The sequence below is a fragment of the Nitratireductor sp. L15S-10 genome (genome assembly GCF_045011005.1).
Taxonomy (GTDB): domain Bacteria; phylum Pseudomonadota; class Alphaproteobacteria; order Rhizobiales; family Rhizobiaceae; genus Nitratireductor.
The window spans coordinates 185,260-200,455 of sequence record NZ_CP120676.1; the positions used below are offsets into that span (position 1 = coordinate 185,260).

Sequence of the window (15,196 nt, forward strand, 5' to 3'; positions counted from 1 at the left end):
GAATCCTTCAATGGGAATGTATGAGCCTCACCGGCACATGAGCAGCCGAACTCCTCGCCTTCCAACCGCCCGACACTCCGAAAAAATAGAATGTCGACACCGTTAAAAACTCAATATGTAATATTTATTCCATTTCTTATGGATGCGTCAAGGCGAAATTCCATTTCGCTTTTCGCCTTGGGCGGGTGGTGGGAGAGCATTTGCGCGCAGGTGTTTCATGCTCTCTTCGAGGTCCCTGTGCAGATCGTCGGATGTGTGGACGGAATCCGCAAACGGCTCGAACGAGAACAGCCCCTGAAAGCCTTCAGTAAACAGTGCCGAGATTTGCCCGACATTGTCCAACCGGTCATGTTTGTCGACCAGCACGCGATGCCCGTCGCGCATGTCGGGGACCGAAAGCGCCTTGTCGACGACACCGGAAATGTGAACGAGCCCGGTCTCGGCAACATGGAAGCTCTCCTCGCCGGAAAGCGTGTGATGAAACGTGTCATGGACGAGCCGAAACGTGCCGGCGGCATCCAGCGAGGCGATTGCCTCGACGGCTTCCGATTTGAGGCGCAGGGAACAGGTTTCGAAGCCGAGCGGTTCGACAAGGCCAATGATGCCGGCGTCTTCGAGAAGCGGGCGCAAGCCCTTCAGCGCAGTCCGCAGATTGGCCTGCCGTTCTCCATCGGCGGTTCCGGTGCCGTCATTGACGGGCACAAGCACCAGCGCCTCTGCGCCGCAATCACGCGCATAGGCAATCAGAGTTCGGGCTTCCTCCTCGCGTGTATCATTCCAGTCGTTGAAGCGCTGCAATGCGTTGATGGAGAGGATGCGCAGGCCGCGTGCCGCCGCCTCGCTACGGACCGATGCCGGCGACGTGCCATCCAGAATGGCGTTGCCTTCCAGATCGTTGCGGATTTCCACGCCCTTCATGCCGAGCGAAACGGCGAGATCAAAGAACTCGGAAATCGAGCGGTAGGGGGCGCACATGTGGTTGAGCGCAAAGAGAGCTTCTTTCATCATGGGGTCTCCTCGGGGACGTGGCCTGGGAATGGCCGGCGAGAGGATGTCGACAGCGCCAATGCCCGTCAACGCAATCGTGAGAGAAAACACCCGACCGTCGAAACGAACGCGGTTTCAATCCCGCGCCGATGGCGTATAAACCCCGGCACCCTTCCGGGTGTTCACTCTGCAATCCACCAGTTCAGGCGCGCCATGACCGAGAAGACATTTCACATCAATCTCACCTGCGAAGACCGCCCCGGCATCGTTGCCGCGGTGACGACGGAGCTGGCCGGTCTTGGTGCCAATATTGCCGAATCCAATCAGTTCTGGGACCGGCAGACCAACCGCTTCTTCATGCGCATCGCCGTGACGGCACCGGAGGGTGTTGACCGCGATGGATTGCTGCGTGCACTTGAACCCGCCATCGCGCGCTTCGACATGAAAACGGCGATCACCGATACGGCACGGCAGCCGAAGATCATCATCATGGTGTCGAAGTTCGACCACGCGCTTTTGCACCTGCTCTACCAGATCCGCGTTGGCTGGCTCGATGCCGAGGTGGTGGCCATCGTGTCGAACCACGAGGATTCGCGCGCGACAGCCGAGATGGAGGGCATTCCCTATCACTGCTGGAAGGTGACGAAGGAGAACAAGCAGGAGCAGGAAGCAAAGCTTCTCGACCTGTTCAAGGAGACGGGCGCGGATCTCGTCATCCTCGCGCGCTACATGCAGGTGCTTTCCAATGAGCTTTCGAACCGGCTATACGGCAAGGTGATCAACATTCACCATTCCTTCCTGCCGAGCTTCAAGGGCGCAAAGCCCTATCATCAGGCGCATGAGCGCGGGGTGAAGCTGATCGGCGCGACGGCGCATTACGTGACGCCTGATCTCGATGAAGGTCCGATCATCGAGCAGGAAACCGAGCGCGTGACGCATGCCATGACGGCAGAGGATTTCGTCGCTACGGGCCGCGACATCGAGAGCCGGGTTCTTGCCCGCGCGGTCAAGCTGCACCTGGAAAACCGGGTGATGATGAACGGGCACAAGACGGTCGTCTTCGGGTGACACCTGTCAACGCATGAGGTCTCACCCCGCCGTTACGCGGTTTCGTCTGCGCGAGCGGAAGGCGAGCAGGAAGGCGAGGCCGAGCATGGTGGCGGTGATGGCGTAGAGCGTCAGTGCGATGGGGCTGGAAAACAGGATCTGGAAATCGCCATTCGAGATGGAAAGCGCACGGCGCAGATTGTTTTCCATGTCCGCACCCAGAAGCAGGCCCAGAATGACCGGCACCAGAGAGATGCCCAGCATGCGCAGGATATAGCCGATCACCCCGAACCCGACCATGACGAACAGGTCGAAGGTGGAGTGGCTGATCGAGTAGACACCGAGAAAGCTGACCATGACGACGAAGGGCATCAGCACCCATTGCGGCATGGAAAGCATGCGCGTGAACAGGCCGATCATCGGGATGTTCATGATGAGCAGCGCGATGTTGGCGATGTAGAGCGCGGCGATCAGGCCCCAGACCAGCTCCGGCTGCCGGTCGAAGAGCAGCGGGCCGGGCTGGATGTTGAGCGAGATCAGCAGCGCCAGCATGACGGCGGTGGTGCCACTGCCGGGTACGCCGAGCGTGAGCATGGGGATCAGTGCGCCGCCCGACGCGGCGTTGTTGCCGGCTTCGGGGGCCGCAATGCCGCGCGGATCGCCCTCGCCGAACCTGCCGTCCTTCGCGCTCCAGCGCTGTTCGGCGATGTAGGACATGAACGCGCCCAGCGACGCCCCGGCGCCCGGCAGGATGCCGCAGATGAAGCCGATGACCGAACCACGCAGATTGGCCCAGCCGCCGGCCATCATGTCCTTGAAACGCGGCAGGGCGCGGCCGAGCGGAACCATCTTCGTTTCGCCCTGATGCACGCGCTCCAGATAGACCAGCACTTCGGAAATGGCGAACAGGCCGACAATGGCAACGATGGGATCGAACCCGTCATAGAGATGAAAGGAGCCGGCCGTGTAGCGCGCCGTGCCGGTGGCGGGGTCGAGCCCGACCGTGGCGATCATCAGGCCGAGAAACGCGGCGAGCAGCGTCTTGAACGGATTGACCGAGGTGATGCCGCCGATTGTGGCGAAGGCCATGACATAGAGCGCGAAATAGTCCGCTGGGCCGAAATAGATGGCGGCCTTGGCCAGAAGCGGCGCGAAGAGCGTGAGGCCGATGGTGGCGAAGGTTGCCCCGATAAAGGAGGCGACTGCCGATATGGCAAGCGCCTCAGACGCCTTGCCGGCCCGCGCCATGGGATAGCCGTCAAGCGTCGTCATGATGGCGGGTTCATCGCCGGGTATGTTGAGCATGATCGACGAGATGCGCCCGCCATACATGCAGCCATAATAGATGCACGACAGCATGATGAGCGCCGAGGTGGGCTCCAGCCCGAGCGAGAAGGCAAGCGGAATGAGGATGGCGACGCCATTCACGGGGCCGAGTCCCGGCAGCGCGCCGATCAGCGTTCCCGCAAAGCAGCCGAACAGCGCCAGTGCCAGATTGGTCGGCGTGATCGCCACTGCAAAACCCTGCGCAAGGGCGGAGAGCATGTCCATGAAATCAGCTCACGAATTCTGGGAGAAGCGGCAGCGGCAGACCGAGCAGCTTGTCGAAGGTGAGAAACAGGAACGCGCTCATGATGGCCGCCGAGACAATGGATTTCGGCCATGAGCTGCGCAGAATGCGCCCTAAAAGCGCAACGGCGATGAAGGTGGCAAGCGGAAAGCCGAGCACCTCCAGAAACCCCGCATAGGCAAGCAGCAGCGAGACCGCCCCCACCTGCAATAGAAGCGGCTTGCCCGTGACCCAGGCCGGCTCCTCATCCGGGCGGATGATCATCGTCAGGCTGAGGATGGCCGCGGGCACGGACAGCATGATGGGAAAGGCCGCGGGGCCAAGAGGGTCGCCGAAGCTCGCCTCATAGTCTCCCGCGGTCACGCCGTACCAGATCGAAATGGCCAGAAGGAAAAGGCCGACGATCCTGTCTGTCACTTGATGACTCCGATCTCCTGGGAAATCTTGCGCATCTGTTCGGACTGGTCCTTCACATAGGCCTCGAACTCCGCGCCGCCGCGCCACACCGGCACAAGGCCGTTGCCCTTGGCCGTCTCTTTCCAGTCGTCCGTGTCATAGAGCTTCTGCAGGCGTTCGACCCAGGCATTGTAACCGTCGTCGGAGACCTCGCCGCCCGTGTAGAAACCGCGCCAGTTGTACCCGGTCACGTCAAGGCCCTGCTCTTTTGCGGTGGGCGAATCCGGGAAGGCCGGAACGCGCTCGTCGGAAAGGGCTGCCAGAATGCGGATGTCGCCTGATTCCACGAAACCGGCGATTTCGCCCAGATCGGTGGAAACCGCCTGCACCTGCCCGCCGATCATCTGCGTGACGGCAGGGCCACCGCCATCGAACTGCACCCAGCGGATCTGCTTGTATTCATCGCCCGAGAGGCCGGCGGCCTGCGCCAGCATGAGGAGGCGGATATGGTCCCAGCCGCCAGCGCCGGAAGAGCCGGCAACCGCAAGTGCGCTCGGGTCTTCCTTGAGCGCGGCCACCAGATCGTCGAGTGACTTGAAGTCCGAATCCTTCGGCACCACGATCACGCCGACATCGGTGCCGAGCATCGCGACCCAGCGCATCACCGATGTGTCGGCCGGATATTTGCCCTGCGCGATCTGCGTGACGCCCACGGTGGAGGTTGCCACCATCAGCTCCGCATCGTCGGCGCGCGACGACATGACCTTGGCATAGGCAACCGCGCCCACGCCGCCCGGCATGTTGGTGACCTGAACCGGTGCGTCCACCAGCTTCTGGTCAAAGAGCATCTTGCCGATGGTGCGGCAGGTGAAGTCCCAGCCGCCGCCCGGGTCGGCAGGTGCGATGCACTCGGCAGCCGTGGCGCCGGCCACGGAAAGCGACGTCCACAGGACAGCCGCTCCAAAAAGCTTTGTAAGTTTCTTCATCAAGTCCTCCCTCATTGAAGTCGAAATTCCAGTGTCCGAGACCGGTTTGGCGTCCGCTCTCAGCCTCCTTCCACAAACCCGCGCGCGCCAAAGAGGCGGCGCGAATCCTCCAGCGCCTGCAGGATCTGCCCGCGCACGTCGCGTGCATGCCTGCGAATGGCGGCGGCGGCCTCCTCGGTCTTCCGCTGCCGGACAAGCGCTATGATTTCATTGTGCTCGCGGTGGGCGATGGCGCGCGCCTCCGGCGAGCTCGCCACCAGCCAGCGGGCGCGGATCGTGCGGTTGACCGCATCCTGCACCGCATCGCGCAGGAAGCGATTGCCGGAAAGGGCCGCAAGCTGCACATGCACGTCGAGCCCGGCCTCAAACCAGTCGTCGGGCGTGAAGTCGCTCAGGCCTTCGTCCACCGTGCGCAGGATGGCGTCCAGCTCCTCAGGCCGTGCCCGCTCGCAGGCGAGACGGATTGCCGCGTCCTCGACGATTTCGCGGTATTCGAAGATCTCTTCGAGCTGCTGCAGGTCGAAGGGTGCGATGGCATAGCCGCGCTCGGCCTTCACGACGAGCCCTTCACGGATCAGCTCCGCCAGAGCCTGCCGGATGGGGGTGCGCGAGGCGCCATAGGTGGTTTCAAGGGATCGTTCGGACACGACCTCGCCCGGCGCAAGCTTGAGCGACAGCACATCGCCGCGAATGCGCGAAAGCACGCGCTCGCCGAGCGGCTGTTCGGCCATGTCTTTTGCAGCCTCACCCATGATGGACGGGCACTCCTCCCTGCGTGTTTTGCGATCCGGCAAAGCCTCCCTGCCCCCCCGGTTCGTCAATTTTGGAACGGGCATTGACCGCTCTTTGCAAGACGGTATACCAATCCGGTCTACCGATGCAATCAGGTGGGAGGAAAAATCGTGACAGCACCAGCCGGCCACCTTGTGAAAGGGTTTCCTGAGCGTGTCAGCGTGGTTGAAGTGGGACCGCGCGACGGATTGCAGTCGGAGCCACAATTCGTGCCGACGGACAGGAAAATCGCGCTCGTCAACGGGCTGATCGATGCCGGTATCCGCCATCTGGAGGTCACGTCCTTCGTTTCGCCACGCGCCGTGCCGCAGATGCGGGATGCAGCGGAGGTTCTGGCTGGCATCGACCGCTCGAAAGGCGCGGTGCTGACCGCTCTTGTGCCCAATGCGCGCGGCGCCGACCGTGCAGCCGAGGCCGGTGTCGATGCCATGGTCGTTTTCATGTCAGCCTCGGAGAGCCACAATCTGAAGAATGTGAACCGCACCCGCGCCCAGTCTCTTGAAGGGTTCGGCGACATCGTGCGCATTGCAGGCGATGCGGGTATTCCGGTCTATGGGGCGATTGCCACATCCTTTGGCTGTCCCTTCGAGGGCGATGTGCCGGTCTCCTCGGTCGTGGAGATCGCCCGCGCCTATCGCGACATGGGCATCACCACGCTTTCGCTGGGAGATACGACCGGAATGGCCACACCGCCTGTGGTGCAGGAGCGCTGCCGGGCGCTGAGAGAGGCGGTGCCGGAAGCCGACATCGCGCTGCATTTCCACAACACGCGCGGCGTGGGGCTCGCCTGTGTCTATGCCGGGCTGCTGGAAGGTGTGACCCGCTATGAGGCGAGCATTGGCGGCCTTGGCGGCTGCCCTTTTGTGCCGCGCGCGACGGGCAATATCTGCACCGAGGATCTCGTCTACATGCTGAGCGAATGCGGGGTGGAAACCGGTGTCGATCTGGAAAGGCTGATCGGTGTCGCGCAGGAAGCCGAAGCGATCATCGGGCGCACGCTTCCCGGACAGGTGATGAAGGCGGGGCCGCGGCTCCAGACCGCCAGCATGGACAGCGTTGCGACCGCCAATGGCTGAGAACATGACCACGAAAAAGGCACCGCTTGAGGGCATTCGCGTCATCGATCTGACGCGGGTTCTCTCTGGCCCCTTCTGCACCATGATGCTGGGCGACATGGGAGCGGAAGTGATCAAGGTGGAACCCGCCAAGGGCGACCCGATCCGCGAACAGGGCACGCTGCGCGACGGGTTTTCGGCCTATTATGCAAGCTTCAACCGCAACAAGAAATCGGTTGTCATCGATCTCTATAGCGCGCGCGGCCGCAGTGTTCTGGAACGGCTGATCGCGGACGCGGATGTGCTCATCGACAATTTCCGTCCCGGCGTGATGGCGAAGATGGGCTTTGGCGAGGCGCGTCTCAAGGCGCTCAACCCGAGGCTCGTGACCGCCAATGTGAATGGCTATGGCTCCACCGGCCCCTATGTGGACCGCCCGGCCTTTGATTTCATCGCCCAGGCCATGAGCGGTCTCATGGGCGTGAACGGTGCGGAAGGCGCGGAGCCGATGCGCGTCGCTCAGCCGATCACAGATCTCGTGGCTGGTCTCTACTGTGCATTCGGCGTTGTGAGCGCGCTGCGGGCGCGCGATCTCAATGGAACGGGTCAGCATGTGGAAAGCGCCATGATGAATGGCGCGATCAGCATGATGGCCTATCTGGCGTCGGAGTATTTCACCACCGGAGAGCTGCCGGTCCGCACCGGCAATGATCACCCGCTGGTGGCTCCTTACGGTCTCTTCAAGGCGCGGGACGGCGAGATTGCCGTCGCACCCTCCAACGACGTGATCCTGAAGCGGTTTCTCGATGTGCTGGAGCTCGGTCACCTGATGAAGGATCCGCGCTACGACACGAATGACAAGCGCTTTGCCCGCCGTCCCGAACTCAACGAGATGATCAATCAGGCTGTCGGGCGGGACACGCAGGAGGCATGGATTGCGCGGCTCAACGCCGCCGGTGTGCCCTGCGGCAAGGTGCAGAACCTGGCCGAAGCCTTGAACGACCCGCAGACGCGGGCGCAGGAAATGGTGATCGAGGTGGACCAGCCGAACCATGGTGCGATCCGCATGCTGGGTTTTCCGGTGAAGCTGAGCGACACGCCCTGCCGCCTGCGCCATCCCGCGCCTGAACTGGGGGCGGACACGAGGGCGGTTCTTCAGGATGCGGGGTTTTCGCCTGAGGAAGTGGAACGGTTGGCCGAGGAAGGGACAATCGGGCTGCGCTGAGATCTGCCTCTTGGATCGGCGCGAATTGCCCCCATATGCCGGGGAGTGATTTTCCTCCCCGGAGTTCCCCATGATCCCCTTTTCCGTTCTCGATCTGGCGCCCGTCCCCGACGGATCGAGCGTTGCCGATGCACTCCAGAACACGCTCGATCTTGCCCGCCATGCCGAGACCTGGGGCTATCGCCGTTTCTGGCTGGCCGAACATCACAACATGGCAGGCATCGCCAGCGCGGCGACATCCGTTCTGATCGGGCAGGTGGCTGCCGCCACGAAGACGATCCGCGTCGGTGCGGGCGGTGTGATGCTGCCCAACCACGCGCCGCTGATCATCGCCGAACAGTTCGGCACGCTGGCAACGCTTTATCCCGACCGCATCGATCTGGGGCTTGGCCGCGCGCCGGGCACCGACATGGCCACGGCCCGCGCGTTACGGCGCGGGCTGGATGATGGCGAGGGTTTTCCGCGCGATGTGATGGAGCTGATCGCCTATCTGGGTGACGATGAGCCGGGCCGAAAAGTGCGCGCCATCCCCGGGCGGGGCACGCATGTGCCGGTCTGGATCCTTGGATCGAGCCTCTATGGTGCGCAGCTCGCCGCGCATCTGGGTCTGCCCTATGCCTTCGCCTCGCATTTCGCGCCTGCCGCACTGGAACAGGCAATCGAGGTCTACCGGCAGACATTCCGCCCCTCCGAACATCTTCAAAACCCCCATTTCATGATGGCGCTCAACGTGTTTGCCGCCGACACGGATGCGGAGGGGCAGTTTCTCAAAACGTCCATGCAGCAGGCCTTCGCCAATTTGCGCACCGGGCGGCCCGGTCTCTTGCCCCGCCCGGTGGAGAATGTGGCCGAAACCTTCGATCCCGCGATTGCAGCCGGCGTGGCGCAGGCGCTGGCCTGCACTGCAGCGGGAAGCCCCGAAACGGTGCGGAAGGTGCTGGAGGGTTTTGTTTCCCGTTATCAACCGGATGAAATCATCATCACCGGCCAGATCCACGATCACGCGGCGCGGCTGAAGTCCTTTCGGATCGCGGCGGAGATTCTGTCCGAACGCGCGGCAGCGCCGTCCTCATAAGAAGCATTCAACGGGCGGGATAGTGGAACGGCTCGCCTGCAAAAGCCTCCCTGCCCCGGCCGATCTCGTGGATCGCGCGGATCATGCGCCCTTCGCGCGCAAGCAGCCTGTCGCCCAGCGCGACAATGCGGCGGTTCGGCGTGGCGCTCGGCGCGCGCTCGCGTAGCATTCTGGCCAGCGCGAATTCGTCCATCTCGCGCGCGAACAGACTGGCTATGACATAGGCGGCTGCGGTGGAGCGGCTGATGCCCGCATGGCAATGCACGACCATGGGCGAGCGCCAGTCCCAGTCCCGCGCGAAATCGAGCAATGCTTCGATCTGTTCGAGAGCCGGAGCGATCAGCCCCGGGCGTTGGTCCGTGATGTCGTGCATCGCAAGGTGTAGGCGTTTCGGAACCGTATCGATCCGTTCAAGAGAAGGGGGTTCGCTGCTTGAAGTCAGCGAGATCATGTGCCGGGCACCGGTCGCTTCCAGCATGTGCGCCAGATGCGATGCGGGGCAGACATAGAGCATTACGGGTGGCTCCCGGCCCAGCTTTCCAGCGCTGTGCGCACGCGCTCGAAAGCCTGATCGTCTCCCGGCAGACCGATGCGCAGGCAATCGGGACGGCCGGCGAAACGTCGAACGAGAATGCCATTGCGGCCCAGATGATCGAAGAGGCCTTCCGCGCGCGGGTGGCGCAGGAAGCGGAAAAGATCGGTGCCCCCTTCAACCGCAAGCCCTGCATTGGCAAGGAGCGTGTCAAGGCGCGTTCGCGATTTGATAAGATCCTGCCGCATCGCACTTTGCCAGTCCCGATCCCCAAGGGCCTCAAGCCCCGCGTGAAGCGCAGGCCCTGAAACGGCCCATGGACCAAGCCAGCCCGACAGTCTCCGCGCAAGGTCGCCGGAGGCAAGGGCAAAACCGAGACGCAGGCCGGCGAGACCGAAGAACTTTCCGAACGAGCGCAGCACGACAATGTTGCCCGCTTCCACGTCCCCGGCGAGACTCTCGGGGCGCGGTCCCACATCCATGAAGGCCTCATCGACCACCAGAATGCCGCCCGAGCGCCGCAGGTTTTCCGCAAGATCGAGCAATTCGCTGCGACCGATCAGCCGCCCGTCGGGATTGTTTGGATTGACCACGACGGCAAGCCGCGCGCCATGAAGCGCATCGAAACGCTCCACCTCTTCGACCGTATGACCGGCGAGTGCGGCGGCGCGCGCATGTTCGGCATAGGTGGGTCCGAGAATGCGGGCGGGGCCGGGCGCCAGAAGCGAGGCGACCAGCGGCAGAAGAAGCTGGGTTCCCGGCGCGGCAACGACATGGGCGGCGGAGGGGGCGCCATAATATGCGGCGGCGTGCTGTGTCAGCGTGGCAGTATCGGCCTCTTCGGGCAGACGCTCGACGGCGCTGGCAGGCAGCGGCGAAAAAGGATAGGGGTTCGGGTTGATGCCGGTGGACAGGTCGAGAAAGGGTGTCGGTGCATCCGGAAAGAACGCCGAAGCCTGAACGAGACTGCCACCGTGATCGGTCACCCTGTCCGCCGCCCGGTCAGCCAGTCGAGGCCTGATGTCCATTCTGATCGCCCTTTCATCCATGCTGGTCGAGCTCGCCATCGGCTATCCGCAGCTTCTCTTTCGTCTGATCGGCCATCCCGTCACCTGGATTGGCCGTCTTATCGTGCTGGCGGACACGCGATGCAATGTCGAAACCCTTTCGCCCGGTGCGCGCCGCCTGAATGGCGCGCTTGCGCTGGCCGTCATTCTGATGCTCGCAGGTCTGGCCGGCTGGTTGATCCAGACGAGCCTTCCCGGCTGGGTGGGGCTGCTGATTGTCTCTCTTGCCGGCAGCACTCTCATCGCGCAGCGCAGCCTCGCCACCCATGTGAAAGCAGTGGCGGACGGGCTCGACGTGGGGGGGCTGGCGGAGGGCCGAAAAGCGGTTTCGCAGATCGTTGGCCGCGACCCCGAAAGCCTCGATGAGGCCGGTGTGGCGCGCGCGGCCATCGAGAGCCTTGCCGAAAACTGCTCCGACGGCGTGGTCGCGCCGGTGTTCTGGATGGCGGTCGGCGGGCTGGCGGGCGGCGCGCTCTACAAGGCCGCGAACACGGCTGATTCCATGATTGGCCACAAGACCGCGCGGCACCTTCATTTTGGCTGGGCGGCGGCGCGGTTCGACGATCTGATCAACCTGCCCGCGTCGCGCCTGACGGCGTTTCTCTTCATTGCCGCAGCGTTCTTCATGCGCGACGCCTCGGCTGGAGCCGCATGGCGCGCGGTGCGCCGCGATGCGCGCCACCATCGTTCGCCCAATGCGGGCTGGCCGGAAGCGGCCATGGCAGGCGCGCTCGGCCTCACGCTTGCCGGCCCGCGCCGCTACGGCGGCGAAATGGTGGAGGATGCCGTGATGGGCGAAGGCGGCCGCCGCGCGGCCAATGCCGGAGATATCCGCCGGGCGCTCACGCTCTATCGGATCGCAGACGGGCTCTTGATCGGGCTTGTGGCGGTAGCGGCTGGGCTTTGGCATCTGGTGTTTTGATTGCACGGCAATTCCTGAGCCTGTCGAAGGGCGAACCACGCACCACCTCAAAGCAGGGCGTCCTAAAACTCGATCCCCTTTTGCGCTTTCACGCCAGCGGCGAAATGATGCTTCACCTGCCCCATTTCGGTGACGAGATCGGCGGCTTCGGTCAATAGCGGCTTGGCGTTGCGTCCGGTCACGACCACATGAAGGCCCTCGCGCCGCCCGGTCAGCGCGGTCACCACGCGTTCAAGATCGAGATAGTCGTAGCGCAGGGCGATGTTCAGCTCGTCGAGAACGACCAGACCGATGGTCGGGTCGGCCATCAGTTCCTCGGCCTTTCCCCAGGCCCGCTCGGCGGCGGCGATATCGCGCTCGAGATCCTGCGTTTCCCAGGTGAAGCCTTCGCCCATCGTGTGCCAGGAGACCTGATCGCCGAAGGCTGAGAAGGCATCCTTCTCGCCGCAGTGCCAGGCACCCTTGATGAACTGCACGACACCCACGCGGCGGCCATGGCCCAGCATGCGCAACGCAAGACCGAATGCGGCAGTGGATTTGCCCTTGCCCGGCCCCGTATTGACGATCAGAAGCCCCTTCTCGACCGTCTTGTCGCGCACTTCGGCGTCTTGGACCGCCTTGCGCTTTTCCATCTTCGCCTTGTGGCGCTCGGCTTCGTTTGCGTCGATCTCTCGCATGTCACTTCACTTTCATGGGCAGGCCGGCAACCACCAGCGTGACGCTGTCGGCAGCGGCGGCGATCTTCTGGTTCAGGAACCCCGCTTCGTCGCGGAAGCGGCGTGCCAGCGCATTGTCGGGCACGATGCCGAAGCCGACCTCGTTGGAGACGAGAACCGTAGTCCCCTCCCTTGCAGCGAGTGCCGACAGAAGCGCCTCGGCGGCGGGTTTCAGCTCATGGTCGTTCAGCATCAGATTGCTGAGCCACAGGGTGAGGCAATCGACCAGAACCGTTTCACTGGCCGGCAATTTTTCAAGCACGCCCGGCAGGTCGAGCGGGGCGTCGTGTGTCTGCCACGCCCCCGCCACCGCCCCCTCGCGCCCTGCACGGTGAATGGCGATGCGCTCGCGCATCTCGTCATCGAAGGCCTGCGCCGTGGCGATGTAATGCCAGGGCGCCGGTGTGGCCTCGATCAGCCTCTCGGCATGGCGGCTCTTGCCGGAGCGCGCGCCGCCCAGAACGAAATGAAGGGATCGCATCGCTATTTTGCCGGCTCAGCCGACAAGATGCCCCGCAAGGAAGGTCACGCCAACGCCGAGGATCGCTGCACCGGCAAGCCGGGGCTGCATGGCCTCGATGGCCCAGCCGCGCGACTGGACCAGCAAATAGACACCAAGCGCGATGGCGCTCTGGATGGCGGCGAGACCGGCGAGATAGGCAATCAGCGGTGTCTCTTCGCTGCCGACAATGGCCTCGCCGAAGGCATAGCCATGAAACACGCCGACCACCAGAAACAGCGCGAAGACAAGCATGTGGTTTTCCAACGCCCGGCCACGGGCCAGAAGCCAGCCGCCGGCAAGAACGCTTGCCGCAATGATGATTTCCGCCGCCGGAAGATTGAGCAGCATCAGGTGCAGACCGACGCCGATCAGCGAACCGGCGACGAACAGAAGCGGCGCGAAAAGGCTCATGCCGGCGACAGCGGCAATGAGGCCGGCGGCGACGATAAAGGCGAGATGGTCAAGCCCGATCACCGGATGGGCGAGCCCCGAAACCAGTCCCTCAAAAAGGGTTGTGGGTGTCTCTCCGTCCATGGCGTGATGGGCCCTGGCGCTGGTTGCAAAGAGCGATGCGAAAACGAATGCGGAAAAAATGCGTGCGATACGCGCGGTCATGTCCGGTCCTTTCCCCTCCACCCGAGGGATACGGTGTTTCTTTCATGCTGTCGGCAGGTTTCCTGGCTCACGGGTCGCAGCGTTTTCCAGCCTTCCCAAGGCAAAAAGCCTCAGTGGCGATCAGGAAAATGCTCACCGCTTACAGTTGCGGGGGCAGCCATGGCCTTGGCGCATTTTGCGCCGCACCATGTTCCCTCTGGTCCGCTTGCGCGGAACCGACAGCGGCCCGACCATACAGGAACAGCCTCTCCCGGCAAACGCTTTCTTCACGCATTGACAGATGCGCCGGGCGAGCCATAAATGCGAGGCAGACGGTCCTCTTCCCTCAAGGGAGGAGGCTAAGAGGGAATGCGGTGCGGGCCTTGCCCAATGCCGCAGCTGTCCCCGCAACTGTAAGCGGAGAGCGCACCTGACACGCCACTGGGGCAACGCCCTGGGAAGGCTGGAGAGCGCAGCGACCCGTGAGCCAGGAAACCTGCCGTCTGAAAATGAAATCCTGACCGCCTGGCGGGTGTCCCGGGCAAGGAGTGTGCATTGTGATTGCCGATTGCGCCGCTCAGCGCCTTCTCTCTGCCATTCATGGCGACCTTGCCCAAACGCGACCTGAAACGGCTTGCGTGCCCCTCACCCGCATCCCCGCATTCACTACACTCCGTCTGAAGGATACCCCATGACCACGAGCTTCAATCGTGTGCCCTGCACCGTCGTGACCGGCTTTCTCGGTGCCGGCAAGACAACGCTCATCCGCAATGTGCTGGAAAACACCAGGGGCAAGCGGCTTGCCATCATCGTCAACGAATTCGGCGATGCGGGCGTCGATGGCGAGGTGCTGAAAAGCTGCGGGCTCGACACCTGCCCGGAGGAGAACGTTCTGGAACTGGCCAATGGCTGTATCTGCTGCACCGTGGCCGACGATTTCGTGCCGGCACTCGACCAGATCCTCGCCCGCGAGCCAAAGGTGGATCACATCCTGATCGAGACCTCGGGGCTGGCGCTGCCCAAGCCGCTGGTGCAGGCTTTTCAGTGGCCGGCCATCAAGAACCGCGTCACCGTCGACGGTGTGATTGCCGTGGTCGACGGGCCGGCGCTGGCCAATGGTCAGGTGGCGAACGACATGGATGCGCTCGCCGCGCAGCGCGCCGCTGATGATTCGCTCGACCATGACGATCCCGTGGAAGAGGTGTTCGATGATCAGGTGGCCTGCGCCGATCTGATCGTCTTGTCCAAGAGCGACCTTCTGGACGCGGAAGGCAACGAGCGCGCCCGCGCCCGCATCGAAAGCCATCTGTCGCGCAATGTGCAGATCGTGCCGAGCGCTCATGGCAAGGTGGACCCGGCGCTGTTGCTCGGTCTCGGGCTCGCGGTGGAAGACGACATCGAAAACCGCAAGACGCATCACGACGATCCGCATGACCACGAGCATGACGATTTCGACACATTCGTTGTCGATCTGCCGCCGGTCCTGCGGCCTGAGGATCTGGAAGCGCGCGTCAACGCGGCGGTGGGGACCGGCGAGGTTCTGCGCCTCAAGGGCTTTGCGCATGTGAAAGGCAAGCCCATGCGCCTGCAGGTGCAGGCGGTCGGCCCGCGCGTCTCGCACCACTATGACCGCCCGTGGAAGGCCGGCGAAGCCGCGGAAACGCGGCTCGTCGTGATCGGCCTCAAGGGCATCGACCGCGCGCGCATCGAAAGCCTTCTCTCGGCGTGAT

General features: G+C 63.4%; 16 protein-coding genes and 2 riboswitches. Of the genes, 6 read left to right on the top strand and 10 right to left on the bottom strand.

Features of this window, described 5'->3' with window-relative positions:
- Nucleotides 1-147: 147 nt before the first annotated feature.
- Entirely contained in the window at nucleotides 148-1,005 is an 858-nt protein-coding gene (locus P2W41_RS20220; protein ID WP_404935085.1) for a TIM barrel protein, read from the bottom strand.
- A gap of 195 nt (nucleotides 1,006-1,200) precedes the next feature.
- Here P2W41_RS20220 and purU point away from each other — a divergent pair, with 195 nt between their 5' ends.
- Nucleotides 1,201-2,055 carry a formyltetrahydrofolate deformylase gene (gene purU, locus P2W41_RS20225; protein WP_404935086.1) on the top strand — a complete coding sequence of 285 codons (855 nt, stop codon included), beginning with the start codon at nucleotides 1,201-1,203 and terminating at the stop codon, nucleotides 2,053-2,055.
- Between the two features lie 21 nt (nucleotides 2,056-2,076).
- Here purU and P2W41_RS20230 read toward each other — a convergent pair whose 3' ends face one another.
- From P2W41_RS20230 to P2W41_RS20245, 4 genes are read right to left on the bottom strand one after another with little or no spacing between them, the layout of a single operon-like run.
- Nucleotides 2,077-3,585, bottom strand: coding sequence for a tripartite tricarboxylate transporter permease (locus P2W41_RS20230; RefSeq protein WP_404935087.1), 1,509 nt, complete (start codon nucleotides 3,583-3,585; stop codon nucleotides 2,077-2,079).
- Nucleotides 3,586-3,589: 4 nt separating this feature from the next.
- Nucleotides 3,590-4,021: a tripartite tricarboxylate transporter TctB family protein gene (locus P2W41_RS20235; RefSeq protein ID WP_404935088.1), complete on the bottom strand. Its 432-nt coding sequence runs from the start codon at nucleotides 4,019-4,021 to the stop codon at nucleotides 3,590-3,592.
- Complete coding sequence (locus P2W41_RS20240; RefSeq protein WP_404935089.1) at nucleotides 4,018-4,986, bottom strand: Bug family tripartite tricarboxylate transporter substrate binding protein; 969 nt, start codon at nucleotides 4,984-4,986, stop codon at nucleotides 4,018-4,020. The genes P2W41_RS20235 and P2W41_RS20240 overlap by 4 nt, the downstream gene beginning before the upstream one ends.
- Before the next feature lie 59 nt (nucleotides 4,987-5,045).
- Complete coding sequence (locus tag P2W41_RS20245; protein WP_404935090.1) at nucleotides 5,046-5,738, bottom strand: GntR family transcriptional regulator; 693 nt, start codon at nucleotides 5,736-5,738, stop codon at nucleotides 5,046-5,048.
- A 150-nt stretch (nucleotides 5,739-5,888) separates the two neighbouring features.
- Here P2W41_RS20245 and P2W41_RS20250 point away from each other — a divergent pair, with 150 nt between their 5' ends.
- From P2W41_RS20250 to P2W41_RS20260, 3 genes are all read left to right on the top strand, one after another.
- On the top strand, nucleotides 5,889-6,854 hold the full coding sequence (locus P2W41_RS20250) for a hydroxymethylglutaryl-CoA lyase (RefSeq protein WP_404935091.1): 966 nt from the start codon (nucleotides 5,889-5,891) through the stop codon (nucleotides 6,852-6,854).
- Between the two features lie 4 nt (nucleotides 6,855-6,858).
- The gene (locus P2W41_RS20255) at nucleotides 6,859-8,058 is read left to right on the top strand and encodes a CaiB/BaiF CoA transferase family protein (RefSeq protein ID WP_404935092.1); all 1,200 of its coding nucleotides are present in this window, start codon (nucleotides 6,859-6,861) and stop codon (nucleotides 8,056-8,058) included.
- 70 nt (nucleotides 8,059-8,128) lie between these two features.
- A complete protein-coding gene (locus tag P2W41_RS20260; RefSeq protein ID WP_404935093.1) occupies nucleotides 8,129-9,133 on the top strand; it encodes an LLM class flavin-dependent oxidoreductase in 1,005 nt (334 codons plus the stop codon).
- Nucleotides 9,134-9,140: 7 nt separating this feature from the next.
- Here the strand turns inward: P2W41_RS20260 and P2W41_RS20265 are convergent, their stop codons facing one another.
- Nucleotides 9,141-9,647 (bottom strand): tyrosine phosphatase family protein, encoded by a 507-nt coding sequence (locus P2W41_RS20265; RefSeq protein ID WP_404935094.1) that lies wholly within the window; start codon nucleotides 9,645-9,647, stop codon nucleotides 9,141-9,143.
- Entirely contained in the window at nucleotides 9,647-10,693 is a 1,047-nt protein-coding gene (gene cobD / locus P2W41_RS20270) for a threonine-phosphate decarboxylase CobD (protein ID WP_404935095.1), read from the bottom strand. Before cobD ends, P2W41_RS20265 begins: the two co-directional genes overlap by 1 nt.
- Between cobD and cbiB the strand changes: the two genes are divergently transcribed.
- Entirely contained in the window at nucleotides 10,686-11,654 is a 969-nt protein-coding gene (cbiB, locus tag P2W41_RS20275; protein ID WP_404935096.1) for an adenosylcobinamide-phosphate synthase CbiB, read from the top strand. The two genes, cobD and cbiB, sit on opposite strands and share 8 nt — an antisense overlap.
- Before the next feature lie 62 nt (nucleotides 11,655-11,716).
- Here the strand turns inward: cbiB and cobO are convergent, their stop codons facing one another.
- Genes cobO through P2W41_RS20290 form a run of 3 tightly spaced genes read right to left on the bottom strand, consistent with a single transcriptional unit; the run spans nucleotide 11,717 to nucleotide 13,487 of the window.
- Complete coding sequence (cobO, locus tag P2W41_RS20280; protein WP_404935097.1) at nucleotides 11,717-12,331, bottom strand: cob(I)yrinic acid a,c-diamide adenosyltransferase; 615 nt, start codon at nucleotides 12,329-12,331, stop codon at nucleotides 11,717-11,719.
- A 1-nt stretch (nucleotide 12,332) separates the two neighbouring features.
- On the bottom strand, nucleotides 12,333-12,851 hold the full coding sequence (cobU, locus tag P2W41_RS20285; RefSeq protein ID WP_404935098.1) for a bifunctional adenosylcobinamide kinase/adenosylcobinamide-phosphate guanylyltransferase: 519 nt from the start codon (nucleotides 12,849-12,851) through the stop codon (nucleotides 12,333-12,335).
- Nucleotides 12,852-12,866: 15 nt separating this feature from the next.
- Nucleotides 12,867-13,487 (bottom strand): HupE/UreJ family protein, encoded by a 621-nt coding sequence (locus tag P2W41_RS20290; protein ID WP_404935099.1) that lies wholly within the window; start codon nucleotides 13,485-13,487, stop codon nucleotides 12,867-12,869.
- A gap of 34 nt (nucleotides 13,488-13,521) precedes the next feature.
- Nucleotides 13,522-13,722: riboswitch (cobalamin riboswitch) on the bottom strand.
- A gap of 60 nt (nucleotides 13,723-13,782) precedes the next feature.
- Nucleotides 13,783-13,985, top strand: a riboswitch (cobalamin riboswitch).
- A 172-nt stretch (nucleotides 13,986-14,157) separates the two neighbouring features.
- Between P2W41_RS20290 and cobW the strand changes: the two genes are divergently transcribed.
- Nucleotides 14,158-15,195 (top strand): cobalamin biosynthesis protein CobW, encoded by a 1,038-nt coding sequence (gene cobW, locus P2W41_RS20295; RefSeq protein ID WP_404935100.1) that lies wholly within the window; start codon nucleotides 14,158-14,160, stop codon nucleotides 15,193-15,195.
- Nucleotide 15,196: the final 1 nt, after the last annotated feature.

Excerpts from the sequence above, each read along its gene's own strand:
- P2W41_RS20220 (WP_404935085.1), bottom strand. The coding sequence starts at position 1,005 with ATGAAAGAAGCTCTCTTTGCGCTCAACCACATGTGCGCCCCCTACCGC.
- purU (WP_404935086.1), top strand. The coding sequence starts at position 1,201 with ATGACCGAGAAGACATTTCACATCAATCTCACCTGCGAAGACCGCCCC.
- P2W41_RS20230 (WP_404935087.1), bottom strand. The coding sequence starts at position 3,585 with ATGGACATGCTCTCCGCCCTTGCGCAGGGTTTTGCAGTGGCGATCACG.
- P2W41_RS20240 (WP_404935089.1), bottom strand. The coding sequence starts at position 4,986 with ATGAAGAAACTTACAAAGCTTTTTGGAGCGGCTGTCCTGTGGACGTCG.
- P2W41_RS20245 (WP_404935090.1), bottom strand. The coding sequence starts at position 5,738 with ATGGGTGAGGCTGCAAAAGACATGGCCGAACAGCCGCTCGGCGAGCGC.
- P2W41_RS20255 (WP_404935092.1), top strand. The coding sequence starts at position 6,859 with ATGACCACGAAAAAGGCACCGCTTGAGGGCATTCGCGTCATCGATCTG.
- P2W41_RS20260 (WP_404935093.1), top strand. The coding sequence starts at position 8,129 with ATGATCCCCTTTTCCGTTCTCGATCTGGCGCCCGTCCCCGACGGATCG.
- P2W41_RS20265 (WP_404935094.1), bottom strand. The coding sequence starts at position 9,647 with ATGCTCTATGTCTGCCCCGCATCGCATCTGGCGCACATGCTGGAAGCG.
- cbiB (WP_404935096.1), top strand. The coding sequence starts at position 10,686 with ATGTCCATTCTGATCGCCCTTTCATCCATGCTGGTCGAGCTCGCCATC.
- cobD (WP_404935095.1), bottom strand. The coding sequence starts at position 10,693 with ATGGACATCAGGCCTCGACTGGCTGACCGGGCGGCGGACAGGGTGACC.
- cobO (WP_404935097.1), bottom strand. The coding sequence starts at position 12,331 with ATGCGAGAGATCGACGCAAACGAAGCCGAGCGCCACAAGGCGAAGATG.
- cobU (WP_404935098.1), bottom strand. The coding sequence starts at position 12,851 with ATGCGATCCCTTCATTTCGTTCTGGGCGGCGCGCGCTCCGGCAAGAGC.
- P2W41_RS20290 (WP_404935099.1), bottom strand. The coding sequence starts at position 13,487 with ATGACCGCGCGTATCGCACGCATTTTTTCCGCATTCGTTTTCGCATCG.
- cobW (WP_404935100.1), top strand. The coding sequence starts at position 14,158 with ATGACCACGAGCTTCAATCGTGTGCCCTGCACCGTCGTGACCGGCTTT.